Origin of the sequence: Streptomyces sp. NBC_00631 (assembly GCF_045206895.1) — a bacterium.
Lineage (GTDB): Bacteria > Actinomycetota > Actinomycetes > Streptomycetales > Streptomycetaceae > Streptomyces.
This window is the reverse complement of record NZ_CP107734.1, coordinates 4,935,928-4,954,569: the sequence shown is the minus strand read 5'-3', so window position 1 is coordinate 4,954,569 and position 18,642 is coordinate 4,935,928. Positions and strand designations below refer to the sequence as shown.

Sequence of the window (18,642 nt, the reverse complement as noted above, 5' to 3'; positions counted from 1 at the left end):
GGCCGGTCACGTCACCCGTGCGGGCCGGTCACTTCAGCTCGTCGGGGCAGGGCGTGCCGCGCGGCAGCTGGTACGGCGCCGCCAGCCGGTACGTCCCCGCCTTCGGGGCCAGCAGCATCGTCCACTTGTCCCCCTTGGCGTCCTCCGCCGTCTCCGCCAGGCAGCCGTTGACGTTGGTGTACGTCTTCGGCGCACCGTCGGCCCGGTGCTTGGAGGCCTCGGTCTCCTGGGGTGCCTTCAGGCTCTTGCCGTCCGCGTCGACGATGCTCAGCCAGGGCGAGTACGGGATCCGGATCAGGATCCGGCCGGCCTTGCGGACCTCGATGGTCAGCTCGCCCTGCTCGGCGCTGTCCACCACCGCGTCGGGCTCGGCCAGCGGCACCGGATCGGTCACCCGGAACAGCTGCCAGTTGGCGTCGCCCCAGATCTGCTTCAGATACGGCATCCCGCGCTGCACCAGCGCCCGCTCGCGCTCACCGCCGTCGCCGTCCGGCTCGTCCTTCGGCAGGACGACGAAGTGCACGGCCCAGCGCTGCAGCCACTCGTGGTAGTTCGCGGAGTTCAGGGTGTCGTCGTAGAAGAGCGGATTGCGCTCCATGTCCGCCTGGCGGTTCCAGCCGCGGGCCAGGTTGACGTACGGCGCGAGCGCGGAGGCCTCGCGGTGCGAGCGGGCCGGGACCACCTCGACGCGGCCCTTCTCGGCGCCGACCTGCTGGAGCTGGTGGACGAGCGGGGCGAGCTCGCGGGCCCAGGACGCGGCCGGGGTGGTGTGCAGGATGTCGTCGACCGACTTGAAGCCGATCCAGCCGACGAAGCCGAGGAAGGCGAGGACCGTGACGTAGTACTTGCGCGAGCGCGGGACCGTGTACGGGAGTGCCGCGATCAGGGTCGCGCCCGCGAACAGCATCGGCAGCCGCGAGATGTTCGAGCCGATCTGCGAACTGACCAGCCACACCAGCACCACACCGAGGCTGTACACGGCCGCCGTCAGCCGGACCGTCTTCCACTCCTTCGGCACGAGGAAGAGGCAGAGCAGGCCGTACGACAGCGGCAGGATCACCGAGCCGAAGCCCATCGGCTGGGTGCCGGAGAACGGGAAGAGCCAGGCGGAGACCGCCACCACGGCCGCGGGCGCCAGGCCCAGCGCCCAGGCGCCCGGCCGCCGCTTCTGCAGGAACAGCGCGACCGCGACCAGACCGACGAAGAGCCCGGCCACCGGGGACGACATGGTGGCCAGCGCCGCGAACGGGGCCGCGACCAGCGCCTTCGCCCACCGTTTGTGGCGCCAGCGGTACGGCCAGCAGAACACCGCCCCGACCGAGGCCAGCGCGAACATCGTGCCGAGCCCGAAGGTGACCCGCCCGGAGATGGCGTTGCAGATCAGCGCGAACACCCCGGCGAGCGCGGCCCACAGGGGGTTCTTCACCGCCCGGCTGCGGATGAGGAGCAGCGCCAGCAGGCCGGCCGAGACGGTGCCGGCGAGCATCATCGTCGTACGGACGCCGATCAGCGACATCAGGTAGGGCGACACCACGCTGTACGACACCGGGTGCATGCCGCCGTACCAGGCGAGGTTGTACGCCGAGTCCGGGTGCCGGCCGACGAACTCGGCCCAGGCGTCCTGCGCCGCGAGATCGCCGCCACTGTTCGCGAACGTGAAGAACCAGATGATGTGCAGGACGCCGGAGAGGACGGTCACCGACAGGACGGGGTGCCGCAGCAGCCGCCGGCGCAGCGGCTCGGCGGCCCGTAGCAGCCGGCTGCCGGGCTTACGCTCCGTATGGTCCGCGTCTGCCGGCGGCAGGGCTATTCGCGGGCCCGCTACCGGGCCCGGATCGGCGTTGTCGGCGCGTGTCGGCTCCGCTGTGGCCACCTGAAGGCACTCCCCGTGTCCCGTCTTCTGTTCTCGGCCGTGTTCCACGGTGTTACCGGCCGCTTCCCGTCCAGTTCGCGGCCATGTCCCGGCGACCGGCGAGCTGCCCCGTTTCGTGACGCTAGCACGCACCCCGCCATGGGGCCCTGGGGTGGGCCGCCATCGGCGGGGTGCGGTGACGGAATGCCGGTTATGGGTCAGCCGAGGCGGGTCAGCTTGCTCGTGAACCCGGGTTCGGCCAGGTCCTTCTGCAGGGCGACCGGAACCTGGACGGCCGAGCCGGAGCCGTCACCCACGGTGAGGGTGCCGACCTTGGTGCCCGCCTTCGCGGTGTGCGGCACGTCGTCCGCCTGGAAGGACAGCTTCACCTTCAGCCCCGACCAGCCGACGGCGGTGACGTCCTGCGTCGCCACCACCGGGGTACGGCCACCGAGCCCGTCGTCCACGTACCCGACGACGTCGCCCTTCTTGTAGATCGTCGCCGACTTCAGCGCGCCCTGCGCGGCCCGGATCAGCTTGTCGCCGCCGTTGAGGGCGGCGGTGAGGATGCTGTTGTCCGAGGCGGCGCTGGCCGGCTGGCGCAGCACCGCGCCGATGATCGTGCGGGTCTGGCCGCCGACCGTCTTCTTCGCGGCGAAGACCAGGTTGCCGAGGGCGGAGGTGGTGGTGCCGGTCTTGATGCCGACGACGTTGTTCTGGCCGACCAGCTGGTTCCAGTTGCCGTGGTTGACACCCTTGTAGTCGTCGTACGACATCATCGCGGCGACCTCGCGGAAGCTCGGCTCGCTCGCCATGGCGGCCTTCGCCAGCCTCACCTGGTCCACGGCGGTGGACACCGTGGAGTTCGTGAGCCCCGACGGGTCCGTGTACGTCGTGTTGGTCATGCCGAGCTTCTTCGCGGTGGCGTTCATCTTCGCCACGAACGACTTCTCGGAGCCGGCGTCCCAGCGGGCCAGCAGGCGGGCCACGTTGTTGGCGGAGGCGATCAGGATGGACTCCAGGGCCTCGCGCTGGGTGATCGAGTCGCCGGCCGTCACGTCGACGGTCGACTCCTGACCGGCGTTCGCCTGGTCCTGGGCCGCCTGGTCGATCTTGATCTTCGGGCCGGCGGCGCCGCTCTTCAGGGGGTGGTCGCGCAGGATGATGTACGCGGTCATCACCTTGGCGACGCTCGCGATCGGCACCGGCTTCTGGTCGCCGGAGGAACCGAACGTGCCGATGCCCTGGACGTCGAGGGCGGCCTGGCCGTCGGCCGGCCAGGGGATGTCCACCTTGCCGCCGTCGAAGGCGTACGTGTCCTTCGCCGTGAGATCGAGGGTGGGCTGGGGGAGCGGACGCAGAGTCTGTACGACCGCAAAGACGATCACCAGGACGATGACGAGCGGCGTCCAGATCTTGACCCGGCGGAAGAGGGTTCTGACCGGGGTCTCCGGCGGCGGAGGCGTGTTGGTCAGCTCGGCGAGCAGGTCCAGCGGGGGCTTCGGGGGAAGCGGCTGCTGGGTGGTGCGCTCGGGGCCGACCTGCGGGAGGACGGTGGTCCCGGTGGTGGAGGCGGCCTCGGGCTTCGGGCCCTGCTTCATGTCCGACTTGAGCGCGACGAACTTGCTGGTGCGTTCGGCGTCGGCCTCGGGGGACCTGGGCTTCGTGCCCCCCAGCTTGAGGGTGGTGGTGGGCTGGTCGACCTGCGGGGGGCGGGGGGCCTTGAGCATGGCCGTGGGCTGGTCGACGGCCGCCTCGGCTTCGCCTCCGCCGCCGTCCGACTTCCCACCCACACCACCCGTGCGGCCATCGTTGTCAGCCGCGGGTGACCCCTTCGGCGCCTCCTCGCCACCGTCGTCGGAGCCGGCGCCCTCGTCCTTGACCGCCCACTTCGGCTTACCACCGGACTTGGCGTCCTCGGGTTCGGCGGCCGACTCCGGCTTGGCGTCCTCGGGTTCGGCGGCCGCCTTCGGCTTGGCGTCCTCGGGCTCGGTGTCCTGGGGTTCGGCGCTGGCCGCCGGTTTGTCCTCGGGCTTGGCGTCCTCGGGTTCGGCCGTTGCCTTCGGCTTGTCCGCGGGTGCGGCGTCTTCCGGTTCGTCGGTGGTCGCCGAGTCGTCCTCGGGCTCGGCCGCCTCCGGCTTGGCGTCCTCGGGCCCGGCGGTCGCCTTCGGCTTGTCCGCGGGTGCGGCGTCTTCCGGTTCGTCGGTGGTCGCCGAGTCGTCCTCGGGCTCGGCCGCCTCCGGCTTGGCGTCCTCGGGCTCGGCGGTCGCCTTCGGCTTGTCCGCGGGTGCGGCGTCTTCCGGTTCGTCGGTGGTCGCCGAGTCGTCCGCGGGCTTGGCGTCTTCGGGGTCGGCCGTTGCCTTCGGCTTGTCCGCGGGTGCGGCGTCCTCGGGCTCGTCGGCGGTCGCCGACTGACCGCCGGGCTTGGCGTCCTCGGGCTCGGTGTCCTGGGGTTCGGCGGCGGCCGGCTCGTCCTCGGGCTTGGCGTCCTCGGGTTCGGCCGTCGCGTGGGGCTCGGCGTCGGACTTGGCGTCCGCCGGTTCGTCGGCGGTCGCCGACTTGCCCTGGGATGCGGTGTCTTGGGGCTCGGCGACGGCCTTCGGTTTGTCGTCGGGCTCGGCGTCCTCGGGTTCGTCGGCCGCCGTCGGCTCGTCCTCGGGTTCGGCCGTCGCCGCGGGCTCGGCGTCCTCCGGTTCGGCGGCGGGGCCCGACTTGCCCTGGGGGGTGGCGTCTTCGGGGTCGGCGGGGGCCGCCGGTGCGTCCCCGGTCGTTGCCTCAGGCGTCGTGGCGGGCTTGGCGGGCCGCTCCTGGGTCTCCTGGGGGTCCTCGGCGTCCGCGGACGCCTCAGGGCCCTCCTCGGGCTCCGTGGCCGCCTCGGTGGCCTCCTCGGCGCCGTCGCCGGTGCGCACCCACGCCGCCACCGCGTCGCGGAGCTTCGTGTCGTCCCCCCCGGTCTCGTCGGTCTCGTCGGTCTCGTCGGTCGTCTTCAGGTCCCGTACCGAGAAGATCCGGGTCGCGGTGTCCACGCCGCCGGCGGTCTCCTTGTCGGCGGCCACCGCCAGTCGCGGGTCGCGTGTTTCGGGAACCGTTCCCGCGCTCCCCGACGTCGGTTCTGCCGACGACTCGCGCTGCTTCGACCTGTCGGGGGACTCGCCCGCCACCGATGCCTCCTCCACGCTTCGCACGTTGCCGTGCGCTGTCCGAACCATGTACCAGTGTCCTGTGTGCGGGCTTAGCCCCTGCGGTAGACGAGAACGACATACCTACCGGTTCCCTTACGAACCGGTCACGCACCCTCGACAGACCAATGTGAGAGGGGTCACCCTGTCATTCATCCACGCGGGGAGGCATGGATGGGCAGGAGCCGCAGAACACTTCCGGAGGAGCTTCTGCTGCTGGCATTGGACCCGGCCACGGGTACCACTGCACAGCCGCAGTCGCTCGACCTCGGTCTGGCCGGAGCACAGCTAGTAGAGCTGGCGCTGGCCGGACGGATAGCCCCAGACGGGGATCGTATCGCCGTGGTGCAGCCACGGCCGACTGGAGATCCGACTTTGGACTGTGCGTTGGAGTTGCTGCGAAGGCGCGGCGCTCCCGTACGGGCTGTGCACTGGATCGGCGGGCCACGTCTCGGCCTTCGCCAGATCTATCTCGCGCATCTGGAACGGTGCGGCATGGTCGCCGCCGTGGCGGGTCAGATGTGCGGGGTTCTGCCGACCACTCGCTACCAGGCGACGGACAACGCCGTCACCCGGGAGATCCGTGGCCGGCTGGATTCGGCGATCCGCACCGGCGTACCACCGGACCCGCGGACCGCTGCGCTCGCCGCCCTGGCCCACGCGGTCGGTCTGGGCAAGCACCTGTACCCGGGTAACGAGGGCCGTTCCTCGCGTTCCCGGCTGCGGGACCTGATCCGGCACGACCCGATGGGCGGGCTCGTGGCCCACGCCGTCATGGACGTGCAGAACGGCGCGGCCGCCCAGCCACGCCGCAACCCGGCCGCACCGGCCGGCCGGCAGGCCGGACCGGGCGCCAGGCCCGCCGCGCCGGAACCCGCGCGCGGTGTTCCGATGCAACCGCGCCGAGGCGCGGGCGCGATGGCGCGTGCCGTGGTGCACTGAGCCGCAGTTCCACGGCAGCAACAGCCGGCGTCAGCCGGCGACGCAGCACCCCTGAGACCCGGTTCGGGAGCCGCTGGTCCGAGCGGGGCGGCACGGCGCACGGTACGCGCCTGGCCGCCCCGCTCGGCTGTGTTCGTCCCCCTGCGCCCCGTCGCATCCGGAACGTGCCCGAACTGACGCGTACGCGCCGCATATCCGCTGTTTCCCAGCGGTAGGAAGTCCCTTGGTGGCAGTCTGCTCAACAGCAGATACGCAAAGTGGTAGTTACAGGCAGGCAGCCGGAGGTGCACGTCCCGTGGCGTCCAATGTCAATCCCACCGTCAGGCGACGCCGGCTGGGCCAGGAGCTGCGCAGGCTCCGCGAGCTCAAGGGCATGACGGCGGAGGAAGTGGCGGAGCGGTTGCTCGTTTCGCAGTCGAAGATCAGCCGGCTGGAGAACGGGCGCCGGAGCATCAGCCAGCGCGACGTCCGCGACCTGTGCGGGGTGTACGAGGTCGAGGACCAGCGGGTCGTCGAGTCCCTGATGGAGATGGCCCGGGATTCGCGCCAGCAAGGCTGGTGGCATGCGTTCGGCGACATCCCGTACAGCGTCTACATCGGTCTGGAGACGGACGCCGAGTCGCTGCGGGTGTACGAACCCCAGCTGGTCACCGGGCTGTTGCAGACCCGGGCGTACGCCGAGGCCCTGGTGCAGGGCGCGTTGCCGGAGACCTCCGCCGCCGACATCGAGAAGCGGGTCCAGGTCCGGATGCGGCGACAGGAACGTATCACCGCCGAACACAACCCCCTTCGGCTCTGGGTGGTGCTCGACGAGGCCGCGCTGCGCCGGCTCGTCGGCAGCAGGCTCGTGATGCGCGAGCAGCTGGAGTACCTCATGGAGATGTCCCAGCAGCCGCACATCACCGTCCAGGTGCTGCCCTTCGAGTGCGGCGCCCATCCCGGCCTCAACGGCCAGTACGCGATCCTGGAGTTCGCCGACGCGGCCGACTCCAGCGTCGTCTACCTGGAGGGCGTGACCAGCGACCTCTACCTGGAGAAGGCCCACGACGTGCAGAAGTACGCGGTGATGTACGAGCACCTGCGCGCCCAGTCGCTGAACGTCGAGCAGTCCCGGCAGTTCATCGCCGACGCGGCGAAGGAGTACGCCCGCTGAGCCGGCCCGGACGCCCTCCCCGACGGAGGGCGCCGGATCTTACACCGGCGTAACGCTCCCATGGAAGTCTCCTCTGGAATATGCCATCCGGACGAGTGAACGGGTACTCCAGGCGAGGAAGTTGGCTAGTAGCGTCGATCACGCCAACCGGTCAGAAAGGTTGGCGTGATTCGCACTACATCAAGCACCACAGCAACTCGCTACAGGAGTGGACATGGCACTGCTTCAGGGCGCCACGGAGACGTGGACGAAGTCCTCCTATTCCGCAGGGAACGGGGCGTGCGTCGAGGTCAAGTCGCCGACGACTGCGGGACTCGCCGTACGCGACTCCAAGGTCGAGGAGGGCCCGGTCCTCGCGTTCCCGGCCGGCGCGTGGAACACCTTCGTGGACTCGGTCAAGGCGTAGGGGGCATTCGCTGACCCACCGCTTCACGCTCCCGACGAAAACAACTGCACAAGCGTCACCCAGAGCCCTCTCGACCAGCCCGCCGTCCTTGCCGAGGGGGCTCGGCTTGTGCCCACCAACCACTTGACGGGTCGTCACCGCACGGGGAACGCGACATCGCACACCGGGTCCTCCGGCCCGGCCGCGTCCCAGTCCGCGAAGTAGACCTCCCGGCACGGGCCGTCGTACGCCAGACCCGCCCGCCCGGCGATCCACCGCTCCACCGCCTCGAAGGCCGCCAGGATCTGCGGATGCGCCACCTGCGCCTTGCTGATCCGCGTGTACGCCAGCGTGCGCGCCGGCTCGACGCGCACCGCCGTCTCCCAGGGCCGCCCGTGCCGCTCGGCCCAGGCCCGGGCCGCCGCCTCGTCCGCCACCGGCACACAGGCCTCGGCCGGCCCGTCGCTCTCCATGGACACCTCGGCGTGGTACACGACGAACGGCGCCCCGGCCACACCCCCGCACTCCCGCGCCGCCGCCTCCAGACGGCCCAGCGAGGCGCCGATCCAGGACGGCAGCTCGTCCGCCAGCGTGTGCCGCCTCTCGGTGATCACCACCTGGGCCGGCACCTCGACCGTCTCCACCGCGAACGTCTCGTACATCTGCGAACTCCCTCCGGACAGCCGTCCACGGAGGTATGCGGCGAGCGTCCGCTGCCCGGCGACCCGTGCCTCGACGTCCGCCCAGTAGCCGGCCAGCAGCCCGGCGGCCGTGTCACCGTCCGCCGCCTCCGCCGCCTCGACCACCTCGGCGATCCGGGCCAGCGGCATGTCCAGCTGGCGCAGCAGCGCCACCAGCCGGGCGCGCTCCACCTGGCCGGCGCGGTAGTAGCGGTAGCCGGTCACCTCGTCGACGTGCGCCGGGGCCAGCAGCCCAAGCCGGTCGTAGCGGCGCAGGGCCTTCGCCGAGAGCCGGGACCGCGCGGCGAAGGCGCCGATCGTGAGCAGCTCCTCTTCCACGGCGTCCTCCACGGCCACATCCTCCGTCACCGGGCGGACGTTCCGCCCGGTGACCAGGAGGCTCGTCCCTGCCCCGGGGGCAAGGTCAACCCGGGGCGACGGGAACCCGGCTCAGGCGAGGGCGGCCTCCACCGCGGCCACGACCTCCGCCGACTCCGGCTCGGTCTGCGGTGCGAACCGGGCGACGACCTGTCCGTCCCGGCCGATCAGGAACTTCTCGAAGTTCCAGCGGATGTCCCCGGTGTGCCCCTCGCCGTCGGCGAACCCGACCAGACGCTCGTAGAGCGGGTGCCGGCCCTCCCCGTTCACCTCGACCTTCTCGGTCATCGGGAAGGTCACGCCGTACGTCGCCGAGCAGAACTCGGCGATCTCCTCGGCGCTGCCGGGCTCCTGGCCCAGGAACTGGTTGCAGGGCACCCCGAGCACGGTGAAGCCCTGCGCCGCGTACCGCTCCTGGAGCTTCTCCAGGCCGTTGTACTGCGGGGTCAGACCGCACTTGGAGGCCACGTTGACAATGAGCACGGCCTTGCCGCCGTAGCCCGGCAGGTCGGCCGAGCCGCCCCGCAGCGCACCGATCTCCACGTCGAGCACGGACCCGTTGTTCTCAGTAGTCGTCATAGCCGGATGCTAACTCCGCCGGGTGACGGTCCGGGTTCCGGCCTCGACCAGCACGTCCCCGGCCGCCGTCCGCGCGTACAGCACCGACCGCCCGGCCCGCCGCCGCTCCACCAGCCCGGCATCCAGCAGCACCCGCAGATGCCGGCCGACCGACCCCAGGCCCTGCCCGGTCACCGCCGTGAGATGGGTGGTGCTCAGCGGGGCGTCCAGCAGGACCAGGACCCCGGCCCGGGCGGCCCCCAGCAGCGCCTCCAGAGCGGCCGGAACCGCCCGCTCGGCAGGGTCGGTGAGGGCCCCGGCGCACGGGTAGATCAGCGCGTACCGGTCCGGTTCCTGCCAGGAGACCCAGCCGCGCTGCGGGGTGACCGGGACGAGGAGGAGGTCGGCGCCGGAGATCTCGCGGGGCGGGTACTCGTGCATGTTCACCTGGAGCCGGTTGCCGCCGAGCCAGCGGGTCTGGCCGGGCTTCAGCGAGTCCAGCACGGCCGCCCAGCCCGCCTGGCTCGCCCGCGCGGTCCGGGCGGCCACGTCCGCCGCCAGGATCCGCCGGCGCCGGTCCCAGTCCGGTCGTACGGTCTCGGTCCAGACGTACTCCAGCAGCGCGGCCGCCCGCTCGGGCAGGTCGTCGCGGTCCAGGACGGCCGGCAGCGGCCCGGCCAGGGAGACCCGCAGATGGGCGCGGGCCTGCCGGGGATCGGTGGCGCGCACCACGGCCACCGCGTCCGCGACGGTCTGTCCCTCGCACGGGGCGGGCGACAGGAAGTCGGCGATCCAGGCCCTGCCGAGCCCGGCGCGGACCAGCCGCGCGGTCACCGGGTCGGCCGTGAGGCGCGCGCGGTAGCCCGGGAGGTGCGCGCGCAGCCAGGCCTCCTCGCCCGGGTGGGCGCCGGCCCCGGCATGCAGCAGCTTCAGGGCCGCGAAGGTCTCGGCGAACGGCGAGAGCACGAACCGGCTGCGCGCGAGGGTGTCGGCGTTGACCAGCCACCAGCCCATGAGACCGCCCCTTCCCGTGCCTGCCCCGCACGCCCGCTTCCGTGCCCGTCTCGCACGCCCGCTTCCGTGCCCGGTGCGTGCCCGCTTCCGTGTCCGGCTTGCGTGCCAGCTTCCGTGTCCGGCTTCCGTGTCCGGCTTCCGTGCCCGCTTCCGTGTCCGGTTTGCGTGCCTGCTCGCGTGCTCACTTCCGTGCCTGTTCCACGTCTGCCGGTGCGTGTGCTTTCGCGTCTGTGCGAAACATTAACGACCGCGTGCCCCGCGCTTCGAGACTCCCTGCATGCGCAGCTACCGCGAGCTCTTCCGCACCCCGGAATTCACCCCGTTCTTACTCACCTTCGCCGCCTACTCCGCGGCCCAGACGATCAGCGCCCTGGCCCTCGGCACGATGGTCTACCGGCTCACCGGCTCACCCCTGCTGTCCTCGGTGAGCATGTTCGGACCGCAGCTCGCGCAGGTCCTCGGCGCCACGTTCCTGCTCTCCGGCGCCGACCGGCTGCCGCCGCGCGCCACCCTCACCGGCATGAGCTTCGCCTACGCGGCCGTCACGGCGGCCCTGGCGCTGCCCGGCCTGCCGGTCGCCGCCGTCTTCGGCGTCGTCGTCCTCCAGGGGCTGGTCGCCTCGCTGGGCGGCGGAGTGCGCGGCGGGCTGCTCAACGAGATCCTGTCCAAGGACGGCTATGTGCTGGGCCGTTCGGTGTTCAACATGGCCAACGGACTGATGCAGGTCATCGGCTTCGCGACGGGCGGCGCCCTGCTGACAGTCCTGTCCCCGCGCTCCTGCCTGCTGCTGGCGGCCGCCCTCTACACCGCGTCGGCCCTCGGCACCCGCCTCGGCCTGACCGCCCGGCCGCCGCGCGCCGCGGGCCGCCCGTCGGTCGCGGCGACCTGGCGCACCAACGCCTTCCTGTGGTCCTCCCGGCCCCGCCGCCTCACCTACCTGGGCCTGTGGGTGCCCAACGGGCTCGTCGTCGGCTGCGAATCCCTCTACGTCGCCTACGATCCGCACGCCGCCGGTGCCCTGTTCGCCTGCGGGGCGCTGGGCATGTTCGCCGGTGACGTGGCCGTCGGCCGGTTGGTGCCGCCCGCGCTGCGGCCCCGGCTGGACATCCCGCTGCGGCTGCTGCTGGCCGCGCCGTACCTGGTGTTCGCGCTGCGTCCGCCGGTCGCGCTCGCCGCGGCCTGTATGACCCTCGCCGCGGTCGGCTTCGCCGCGAGCCTGGTCCTGCAGGAGCGGCTGATGTCCCTCACCCCGGACGAACTCAGCGGCCACGCCCTCGGATTGCACTCGGCCGGCATGCTGACCATGCAGGGCGTGGGCGCCACGCTGGCGGGTTCGGTGGCCCAACTCACCTCGCCCGCCCGCGCGATGACGCTCGTCGCGGCAGCGTCCCTCGCGGTGACGCTGTCGCTCGCTACGGCCGCTCGACGGGAGCGGCGGCTTCCGGCACCTGCTCCGGCTCCGGCGAAGCCGTGAGCTCGGCGGCCGGCCCGAACTTGTCGGCGACGGCGGCGATCTGCTCGATCCCGGCCTTCAGCCCCGCGCCCGGCTCGTCGGCCGCCTCCCGCTCGTTCTTCTCGACCTCCTGGTCGAGCCGCTTGGTCGCCCGCTCGAAGTAGCGCAGCAACTCCACCGGGAAGGGCATGACGAGCGTGGAGTTCTTCTCGGCGGCGACCTCGACGACCGTCTGCAGGAGGCGCAGCTGCATCGCCTCCGGGGTCTCCGACATGATCCGGGAGGCGTTGGCGAGCTGCTGCGCGGCCTGGAACTCACCGTCCGCCGTGATGACCCGGGCCCGCCGCTCCCGCTCGGCCTCCGCCTGCCGGGACATGGACCGCTTCAGCGACTCCGGGAGCTGTACGTCCTTGATCTCGACGCGGTCGATGTGGATGCCCCACTCCGCGGCCGGGCTGTCGATCATCAGGGCGAGCCCCTCGTGCAGCCGCTCCCGGTCGGTCAGCAGGTCGTCCAGGTCGCTCTTGCCGATGATGGAGCGGAGCGAGGACTGGGCGACCTGGCCGACGGCGAAGACGTAGTCCTGCACCTCGATGGCGGCGCGGACCGGGTCGGTGACCCGGAAGTAGACGACGGCGTCCACCTTCACCGACACGTTGTCCTTGGTGATGCCCTCCTGCGTGGGCACCGGCATGGTGACCACCTGCACGTTCACCTTGCGCATCCGGTCGGCGAAGGGGATGAGGAAGGTGATCCCCGGCCGCCGCATGTCCGGCAGCGCCCTGCCCAAGCGGAACACGACCCCACGCTCGACCTGGTTGACCACCCGCATCCCGCTGCGCAGCACGAGCAGGGCCAGCACGACCGCCAGTACGACCCCTACAACGGCGCCGTCCATGGGCACACTCCATTCTCGACGTGATCCGGACAAGAAACCGGACAAGGATGAGGACACGTCCCGGCCGTCCCGGGATGCGGTTGCCGCGTCAGGAGTGCGTAAAGAAAACCGGTGCACCGGGCGCCGGCCGCCCCACCCGCATGGGCTATGATCAATCCAGAGCTGGCCGGCCCAACCGAGGTCGTCCGGTACTGCGTTGGTGGTCCAAGGAAAGACGTCCCGCTTCCTGCGGGGAGATGCAGGTGCAAGGCCTGCCCGGCGCTCCATCCCGAGGCCCGTCCACACCGGACGGGCCTCGCGCGTCTCCGGTCACAGATCCGGCCCCCACCACTCCGGCCCCCCACCCCGCCAGTCGATCCACGGCGCCGCCGCGACATCCGCCGGGTCGATCTCCAGCCCGGCCCGGCGCAGGAACTCGGCGACGTCGGTCACGTTGTGCGCCAGCCCGAGGATCTCGCCGTCCACGCGTACCCGCCGGCCACCCGTCGGCGACGGCGGATGCACGATCACTCGTATCGGTCCGGCCATGCCTTCAGGATCATCCGGGACGTACGGTCCCGCACTCCAGCCCGTCATCCCGGACCTCCCAGTTCCCTGCCCCGTCCGACCGGCCCAGGCTCCGCAGCTCCCACCAGGCGGCGGGGGCCGGGCGCCGTTCCTGCCAGTAGGGATGGAAGAACACCTCGGCCGACAGCCGGTACAGCCGCCGGCGCAACTCGGTACGCCCGGGCCGCTCGGCGAGCTGCCGGTAGGTGGCGCTCCACTCCTGCTGCGCCCGGGCCAGGTCCGCGGGAAACGATCGCATGACCAAATTCAATCATGTGTTCGATTTTCGAGTCCATCGAAGCAGAGCCCCCGCCCGGCACCACATGAACAGGACCGGCGCGCCCGCCCCCGCCGGGGGTGGGCGCGCCGGTCCGGGCAACGGCGGCGCCCCCGAAGGGACGCGGGGCGGTATCAATATGCGGCTCCGCCGCCTGGGCGCGACCAGCCACGACGGCGCCCGCAGTCGGCAGGCGGCCTGGCGCGGCACTTCCGGCGGACGCCTAGTCGACGTCCACCGGGCCGTCGTCCGACTTGCGGCCCTTGCTGGTGGGGAGCTGGAGCAGGCTGCTGCCGTTGCTCTCGCTCTCCCCGGAGCGGCGGCCGTCGGAGTCCTGGCTGCTCAGGTTCTGCCGGACCGAGTCGAGGATCGTCAGCCCCTGGGACACCAGGCCCGCGGCGATCTCGCCGAGGCCGTCCGCGCCGTTGAGGACGTTGACGTTGGCACCGGCGAGGCCGCCGGCGGCCTCCTTGACGATCTGGGGAAGCTGGTCGATCAGCATCCGGTCGAGCGCGACGCGGTCGTACGAGGCCGCCGCCTCCGCCTGGATCTTCATCCGCTGCGCCTCGGCGGCCGCGAGGATCCTGACCCGCTCGGCCTCGGCCTCGGCGGGCTTCACGACCTCGGCCACCAGCTGCTGCTGGCGCAGCTTGGCCTGGCGCTGGGCCAGCTCCGTCTGGGCGGCGAGCACCTCCTGCTGGGCGTGCGCCTGCGCCAGCGGTCCGGCCTGCCCGGCCTGCGCCTGGGCGCGGTCGACCTCGGCCGAGTACTCGGCCTTGACGACGGCGGTCTGCCGGGCGTACTCGGCCTGCTTGCGGGCCGCCGCCTGTTCCGCCTCGGCCGAGGCCTGGGTGGCCTGCGCCTGGGCGATCTGCGCCTGCCGCTGGATGGCCGCCTTGTGGGGGGCGGACATCGCGTCGATGTAGCCGGTGTCGCCGTCGTCGATGGACTGGATCTGGAGCGAGTCGACGATCAGGCCGATCTTCGCCATCTCCGTCTTCGAGGTGTCCAGCACCTCCGCGGCGAGCTTCTGCCGCTCGGTGACGATCTCCTCGACCGTCATCGAGCCGATGATCGCGCGCAGGTGACCGGCGAAGATCCGGCCGGTGAGCACCGACATCTGCTCCTGGTCGGAGAGGAACCGCTGGCCCGCGTTGATGATGCTCTCGTGGTCGTTGCCGACCTTGAAGGCGATGACCGCGCGGACGTGCAGCGCGATGCCCTGCCTGGTCACACAGGTCTCGGTGACCTCGGACTCACACATGGACAGTGTGAGGAACCGGACCTTCCGGAAGACCGGCAGCACGAACTTCCCGTGCCCCGTGACCACTCGGAACGGCGCGCCCCCCAGTCCCCGCCTGCCCCCCGAGATCAGCATCGCCTCGTCGGGAGCGGGTACGCGGTATCCGAACATTCCTGTACTCCTCAGCCGGCCTCGGCGCTGTCGCCGAGCGCGTCCAATGGATCCACCCACTCGATGACGCCGACCTCGCGGCATCCCCGTGATTCGATCACGAGCACCGTCGCGCCGACGGGCAGGGGCTCCTCCGACCAGGCGAGGAATGTCTCCGAGCCGCCTCTGACCCGCACCAGGACCTCGCCGGGGCCGACGGAACCGCGCGTTCCGATGAGCACCTTCCCCGTGCAGCCGATCACGGCCTCGTCCTGCGGCATCACCGGCCGTCCTCCTCGTCCTGGCCTCGTGATTCCGACGATAGACCTGTTCCGTGCAGGACCCAACGGCCGAGAGGGACCGTCCTGCCCCGACACCGGGCAGGGGATCCCCGGCAAGCGGCGCGACATGAACGGCGATACGGTGCAAATGATGTCAGGACATGCGCAATTGCCCGCATGGTGAGCGCGATGTACCGCCCATGCGCGGTGGTTCGTGAGCGAGCACTGAGGGGGCAAAGCGGGTCGGAATCGGATCGGAAGCGGTTGGCGGGTGCCCGCGGAAGCGGCCGGGATGGTCTCGTGGACAGCGGTGAGGCCGGGCGAAGCGGCGCGAGACGCGGCCGGCGGGGTGGTGCCGCGAAGGGGGAACGGTCAGATGCGGAGCAGCCCGCCGGCCCGGGGGACACGTCCGGGCCTCCGCCCGGCCTCGCCTTCGCCGCCGGTGGCGCCGTCAGTCCGCCGCGCGCAGCCCGAGCACCAGGTCCTCGAAGCGCTGCTCCACCGGGGCCAGGTCGGTGCGGGCCAGCTCCTGGGGCAGGATGACGATCCGGAGCTCGGGGGTCAGGGCGGGATGGCGGCGGCAGGCGTCGATGAAGGAGTCCACGATCAGGGCGGCCAGCTGGCCCCGGTCCAGGTCGGTGATCCGGGCCAGCCCGGAGCCGATCAGCGGGACGGCGACCGGCTTGAACTGGCCGTGCACCGCCACCGAGGCCCACAGGTTCTCCAGGCTCAGCCGCAGGTCGGCGTGGTTGGACCGGGCCACCAGGTCGTTGCCCAGCCGCGAATAGGCCGTGGCGAACACCCGCCGGCCCTCGACCGGCACCATCACGGTCGTACCCACCGGATAACGGACCCGCCGGCCCAGCGGCTTGGTCCGTACGGTCTCGGTGCCCGCCGCCTTCACCGTGCGCAGCCCCGCCCGCAGCCGGTCGTCCAGCAGGCGCCGCCGCCCGGCGAACAGCCGGTCGACGAGCTGGCTCTGCAGGCTCTCCCGGCTGATCACCAGATCCTCGGCGGTCTCCGTGTCGAAGGTGTCGGCGAACCCGATCACCAGGTTGGCGTCCACCTGGTCGAACAAGTCACCGCGGACCAGCACCACATCCGCCCGCTGACCGGGCAACGGCACCCGGTGCCTGAGCAGTTCGGCACCGTGCCGGGCGCGCAGCTCCGCGCGCAGCGCGTCGAGGACACGCGCGGCCTCGACGTCGTCGGGATGCTCGTGGGTGATCAGTTCGGCGACCGGCAGGGCGAGTTCGGGCCGCCCCAGATCGGTCTGCACGCGGACCAGTTCACGACGGGCGGTGTCCAGGAGGGTGGTCAGGCGGCGTACGGAAGGCACCGCGAATCCCTCGCCGTCGACCTCGGCCAGCGGTCGGCCGCGCACCAGGGACAGCGCCTCGGCCAGCCGGTGCGCGGCGGTGGCCGGCGGTGCGAGCAGGGCCTCGCCGACGATCGCGGTGAACCGCGCGCTGTCCAGCTCCTCGGGCCGCAGCACCAGGCGGTAGGCGGTCTCCGGGCCCTGCACGGTGACCTGCTGCTCGGTACGCAGGATGTGCGTGCCCGCGCTGTCCTGGCCGGGGGCCAGCGCCCGCCGCAGCTCCAGGACCCGTTTCTGGACCTCGTTGCGGTTGCGCTGGTCCAGGTGGCGGGGCTCGTCCGCGAGGCCCCACACGTCGCGGCGCAGCTGCCGTACCGGCACCGCCTCGCCCTCGGCCGCCACCAGACGGACCAGCAGCCGCGTCGTCAGGGGTGTCAACCGGACCGGGACCCCGTCGACTTCGAGCTGGACCGGGCCCAGCACCTGCACCCGGATACGTGCTCTCCCACCGGCCATCCGCGTCGCCCCCCGGCGGTTCAGCATCACTCTGCGTCAGCCCCAGTGACTGAAAGATTATCATGATGCCTTGGGGAATCCATGAGTTCGGGTGATTCCGCCGGGCTGGACCCGATACGGCCACCCGACGCCTTCCGGCCACGTATCCTCCGTCCCCTCCGCCCCCTCCCGCGCGCCCTTCCCCGCCCGCGGCTGCCACGGGGCACCCGGCGCGTCCGGCAGGCCTTCGTGCGCGACACCATGGTGGCGTTCGGCGGGCTCTCCGCCGTCTCCCAGGTCGTGGGCCCCTTCGTGCCGCACAGCGCCTCCGGCGCGGTCGTCGGGCTGTCGGTGGGGGCCTGTCTGGGCTGGGGGCTGCTGCGCTCGCGTCCGGTGACCCGGGTGCGGCAGGTGTTCCGGCGGCCCGACATGACAGTGGTCGTCGAGACGGGCGACGTGTTCGACCAGCCGGCCCATCTGGTCGTCGGGTTCTGCGACACCTTCGACACCCTGTCGGCCGGCGGCCGGCTCATCAACGCCGGCAGCGTGCAGGCACAGCTGCTGGACCGCCGGTACGGCGGCGAGGTGCACCGGCTGGACGCGGAGCTGGCCGCGGCGCTCGCCCCGGCCGGGCCGGTCGCGCGGGAGGAGCGGGCGGACAAGCCGCTCGGCAAGCTGGACCGCTACCCGGTCGGCACGGTGGCCGTGCTGGGCACCCGGCCGCGGCTGGTGTTCGGCGTGGCCTACAGCCGGATCGGCAACGACTACGTGGCCTCCTCCGGCGTGGAGGACCTGTGGCGGGGCCTGGGCGGACTGTGGGACTCGCTGCGCGTGCACGCCCAACTGGAGCGGGTGGCCATGCCGTTGGTCGGCTCCGGGCTGGCACGGCTCGGCCACCTCGACCGGGACAGCCTGCTCCGGCTGATCCTGATGTCCTTCGTGGCCCGGTCCCGGGAGGGCGCGATCTGCCGTGAACTGCGTGTGGTCGTCCGGCCCGAGGACCTGGACGGCGTCGACATGCGCGAACTGGCCGCGTTCCTGGGCGCGTTGGCGTCGGGCCCGGAGCGGTAGCGCCCGCGCACACGTAAGGGGGCCGGAGGCCCACGGCCCCCGCCCCCTTCGTGCGGCGCCCGTCAGGCCAGTCGGCGGTAGGCCGCCAGGTTCTCGAAGTGCGAGGTGTCACGCCAGTCCGGCCGGGTGTCGTCGAGGTCGCACTCGGCACCCTTGAGCCGTTCGACGATCTTCGAGATGGCGGTCTCGGAGCCGTCGAAGCGGATCACGTTGCGGCCCCCGAGGTCCGCGGCCGGCCGCACCTGGCCGACTTCCACGATGATCGTCCGCTCCGGGTAGGCCATCAGCGCCATGCCGAGCTCGATCAGCACGTTCTGGCGGGGCTGGCCGGTCAACCGGGTCTCGTACGGGGGCTCGTTGTCGCCCAGCAGGTGCGGATGGAGCTTGGCGACGTCGTCCGGGGTGAGCAGCACGAGCGCCGCCTGCGCCTGGGACAGCGCCTTCTCGATGACCTCGCCGAGGAACGGCGCGGTCCCCCCGGTGGCCCGTACCAGCCGCTCCCACTCCAGCGGGCGCAGGTCGAGCCGGCGCAGCAGCCCGAACATCGCCGTGCGCACCTCCTCGTCGCGGCCGTGCACGACGAAGACGCTGCGCCCGCGGGCGTGCTCCGCGCGCGCCTGGGCCGCCCGCGCCGCGTCCTGCTCGTCCAGCTGCTCGGTGGACCGCTGGTCCTGCTGCGGGGTGTTGTGGACGTTGTACCCGAAGCCGCTGTTGCGGCCGCCGAAGACGTTCTGGTTGTTGTCGCCGAAGGTGTGGCCCTGGCTCATGG

17 protein-coding genes are annotated in these 18,642 nt (G+C 71.9%); 5 read left to right on the top strand and 12 right to left on the bottom strand.

Features of this window, described 5'->3' with window-relative positions; genetic code table 11:
- Positions 1 to 28: 28 nt before the first annotated feature.
- Together OHB00_RS22620 and OHB00_RS22615 are read right to left on the bottom strand one after the other, a co-directional pair.
- A complete protein-coding gene (locus OHB00_RS22620) occupies positions 29 to 1,873 on the bottom strand; it encodes an MFS transporter (RefSeq protein WP_406436963.1) in 1,845 nt (614 codons plus the stop codon).
- A gap of 197 nt (positions 1,874 to 2,070) precedes the next feature.
- Complete coding sequence (locus OHB00_RS22615; protein ID WP_406436961.1) at positions 2,071 to 5,028, bottom strand: serine hydrolase; 2,958 nt, start codon at positions 5,026 to 5,028, stop codon at positions 2,071 to 2,073.
- Positions 5,029 to 5,205: 177 nt separating this feature from the next.
- On the opposite strand from OHB00_RS22615, the gene OHB00_RS22610 reads away from it, so the two are divergent.
- The 3 genes from OHB00_RS22610 to OHB00_RS22600 all read left to right on the top strand — a co-directional run bounded on the left by OHB00_RS22610 (position 5,206) and on the right by OHB00_RS22600 (position 7,532).
- Positions 5,206 to 5,973, top strand: a complete 768-nt coding sequence (locus OHB00_RS22610) for a GPP34 family phosphoprotein (RefSeq protein WP_406436959.1) — start codon at positions 5,206 to 5,208, stop codon at positions 5,971 to 5,973.
- Between the two features lie 295 nt (positions 5,974 to 6,268).
- Entirely contained in the window at positions 6,269 to 7,126 is an 858-nt protein-coding gene (locus OHB00_RS22605; protein WP_406436957.1) for a helix-turn-helix domain-containing protein, read from the top strand.
- A 214-nt stretch (positions 7,127 to 7,340) separates the two neighbouring features.
- Positions 7,341 to 7,532, top strand: coding sequence for a DUF397 domain-containing protein (locus OHB00_RS22600; protein ID WP_406436955.1), 192 nt, complete (start codon positions 7,341 to 7,343; stop codon positions 7,530 to 7,532).
- Positions 7,533 to 7,666: 134 nt separating this feature from the next.
- Here the strand turns inward: OHB00_RS22600 and OHB00_RS22595 are convergent, their stop codons facing one another.
- The 3 genes from OHB00_RS22595 to OHB00_RS22585 all read right to left on the bottom strand — a co-directional run bounded on the left by OHB00_RS22595 (position 7,667) and on the right by OHB00_RS22585 (position 10,141).
- On the bottom strand, positions 7,667 to 8,560 hold the full coding sequence (locus OHB00_RS22595) for a MerR family transcriptional regulator (protein ID WP_406436953.1): 894 nt from the start codon (positions 8,558 to 8,560) through the stop codon (positions 7,667 to 7,669).
- Between the two features lie 81 nt (positions 8,561 to 8,641).
- Positions 8,642 to 9,148: a glutathione peroxidase gene (locus tag OHB00_RS22590; RefSeq protein ID WP_406436951.1), complete on the bottom strand. Its 507-nt coding sequence runs from the start codon at positions 9,146 to 9,148 to the stop codon at positions 8,642 to 8,644.
- Between the two features lie 9 nt (positions 9,149 to 9,157).
- Complete coding sequence (locus OHB00_RS22585) at positions 9,158 to 10,141, bottom strand: ArsR/SmtB family transcription factor (protein WP_406436949.1); 984 nt, start codon at positions 10,139 to 10,141, stop codon at positions 9,158 to 9,160.
- Between the two features lie 277 nt (positions 10,142 to 10,418).
- On the opposite strand from OHB00_RS22585, the gene OHB00_RS22580 reads away from it, so the two are divergent.
- Complete coding sequence (locus OHB00_RS22580; RefSeq protein WP_406436947.1) at positions 10,419 to 11,615, top strand: MFS transporter; 1,197 nt, start codon at positions 10,419 to 10,421, stop codon at positions 11,613 to 11,615.
- On the opposite strand, the gene OHB00_RS22575 is transcribed toward OHB00_RS22580, so the two are convergent.
- The 6 genes from OHB00_RS22575 to OHB00_RS22550 form a co-directional block, all read right to left on the bottom strand.
- A complete protein-coding gene (locus OHB00_RS22575) occupies positions 11,554 to 12,492 on the bottom strand; it encodes an SPFH domain-containing protein (RefSeq protein ID WP_406436945.1) in 939 nt (312 codons plus the stop codon). The genes OHB00_RS22580 and OHB00_RS22575 overlap by 62 nt on opposite strands.
- A 309-nt stretch (positions 12,493 to 12,801) precedes the next feature.
- Positions 12,802 to 13,020, bottom strand: coding sequence for a hypothetical protein (locus OHB00_RS22570; protein WP_406436943.1), 219 nt, complete (start codon positions 13,018 to 13,020; stop codon positions 12,802 to 12,804).
- 10 nt (positions 13,021 to 13,030) lie between these two features.
- Entirely contained in the window at positions 13,031 to 13,297 is a 267-nt protein-coding gene (locus tag OHB00_RS22565; RefSeq protein ID WP_406436941.1) for a hypothetical protein, read from the bottom strand.
- Positions 13,298 to 13,538: 241 nt separating this feature from the next.
- On the bottom strand, positions 13,539 to 14,729 hold the full coding sequence (locus OHB00_RS22560; protein WP_406436939.1) for a flotillin family protein: 1,191 nt from the start codon (positions 14,727 to 14,729) through the stop codon (positions 13,539 to 13,541).
- An 11-nt stretch (positions 14,730 to 14,740) separates the two neighbouring features.
- Complete coding sequence (locus OHB00_RS22555) at positions 14,741 to 14,989, bottom strand: hypothetical protein (protein ID WP_406436937.1); 249 nt, start codon at positions 14,987 to 14,989, stop codon at positions 14,741 to 14,743.
- Between the two features lie 451 nt (positions 14,990 to 15,440).
- Positions 15,441 to 16,823 carry a macro domain-containing protein gene (locus OHB00_RS22550; protein ID WP_406436935.1) on the bottom strand — a complete coding sequence of 461 codons (1,383 nt, stop codon included), beginning with the start codon at positions 16,821 to 16,823 and terminating at the stop codon, positions 15,441 to 15,443.
- Between the two features lie 228 nt (positions 16,824 to 17,051).
- On the opposite strand from OHB00_RS22550, the gene OHB00_RS22545 reads away from it, so the two are divergent.
- Positions 17,052 to 17,873 (top strand): macro domain-containing protein, encoded by an 822-nt coding sequence (locus OHB00_RS22545; RefSeq protein ID WP_406436933.1) that lies wholly within the window; start codon positions 17,052 to 17,054, stop codon positions 17,871 to 17,873.
- A gap of 62 nt (positions 17,874 to 17,935) precedes the next feature.
- On the opposite strand, the gene OHB00_RS22540 is transcribed toward OHB00_RS22545, so the two are convergent.
- Positions 17,936 to 18,640, bottom strand: a complete 705-nt coding sequence (locus OHB00_RS22540) for a TIR domain-containing protein (protein WP_406445947.1) — start codon at positions 18,638 to 18,640, stop codon at positions 17,936 to 17,938.
- Positions 18,641 to 18,642 lie beyond the last annotated feature (2 nt).

What these genes read in the sequence shown, in the direction of transcription:
- OHB00_RS22610 (WP_406436959.1), top strand. Translation starts at nt 5,206, where the DNA reads ATGGGCAGGAGCCGCAGAACACTTCCGGAGGAGCTTCTGCTGCTGGCA.
- OHB00_RS22600 (WP_406436955.1), top strand. Translation starts at nt 7,341, where the DNA reads ATGGCACTGCTTCAGGGCGCCACGGAGACGTGGACGAAGTCCTCCTAT.
- OHB00_RS22590 (WP_406436951.1), bottom strand. Translation starts at nt 9,148, where the DNA reads ATGACGACTACTGAGAACAACGGGTCCGTGCTCGACGTGGAGATCGGT.
- OHB00_RS22585 (WP_406436949.1), bottom strand. Translation starts at nt 10,141, where the DNA reads ATGGGCTGGTGGCTGGTCAACGCCGACACCCTCGCGCGCAGCCGGTTC.
- OHB00_RS22580 (WP_406436947.1), top strand. Translation starts at nt 10,419, where the DNA reads ATGCGCAGCTACCGCGAGCTCTTCCGCACCCCGGAATTCACCCCGTTC.
- OHB00_RS22575 (WP_406436945.1), bottom strand. Translation starts at nt 12,492, where the DNA reads ATGGACGGCGCCGTTGTAGGGGTCGTACTGGCGGTCGTGCTGGCCCTG.
- OHB00_RS22570 (WP_406436943.1), bottom strand. Translation starts at nt 13,020, where the DNA reads ATGGCCGGACCGATACGAGTGATCGTGCATCCGCCGTCGCCGACGGGT.
- OHB00_RS22565 (WP_406436941.1), bottom strand. Translation starts at nt 13,297, where the DNA reads ATGCGATCGTTTCCCGCGGACCTGGCCCGGGCGCAGCAGGAGTGGAGC.
- OHB00_RS22560 (WP_406436939.1), bottom strand. Translation starts at nt 14,729, where the DNA reads ATGTTCGGATACCGCGTACCCGCTCCCGACGAGGCGATGCTGATCTCG.
- OHB00_RS22555 (WP_406436937.1), bottom strand. Translation starts at nt 14,989, where the DNA reads ATGCCGCAGGACGAGGCCGTGATCGGCTGCACGGGGAAGGTGCTCATC.
- OHB00_RS22550 (WP_406436935.1), bottom strand. Translation starts at nt 16,823, where the DNA reads ATGGCCGGTGGGAGAGCACGTATCCGGGTGCAGGTGCTGGGCCCGGTC.
- OHB00_RS22540 (WP_406445947.1), bottom strand. Translation starts at nt 18,640, where the DNA reads ATGAGCCAGGGCCACACCTTCGGCGACAACAACCAGAACGTCTTCGGC.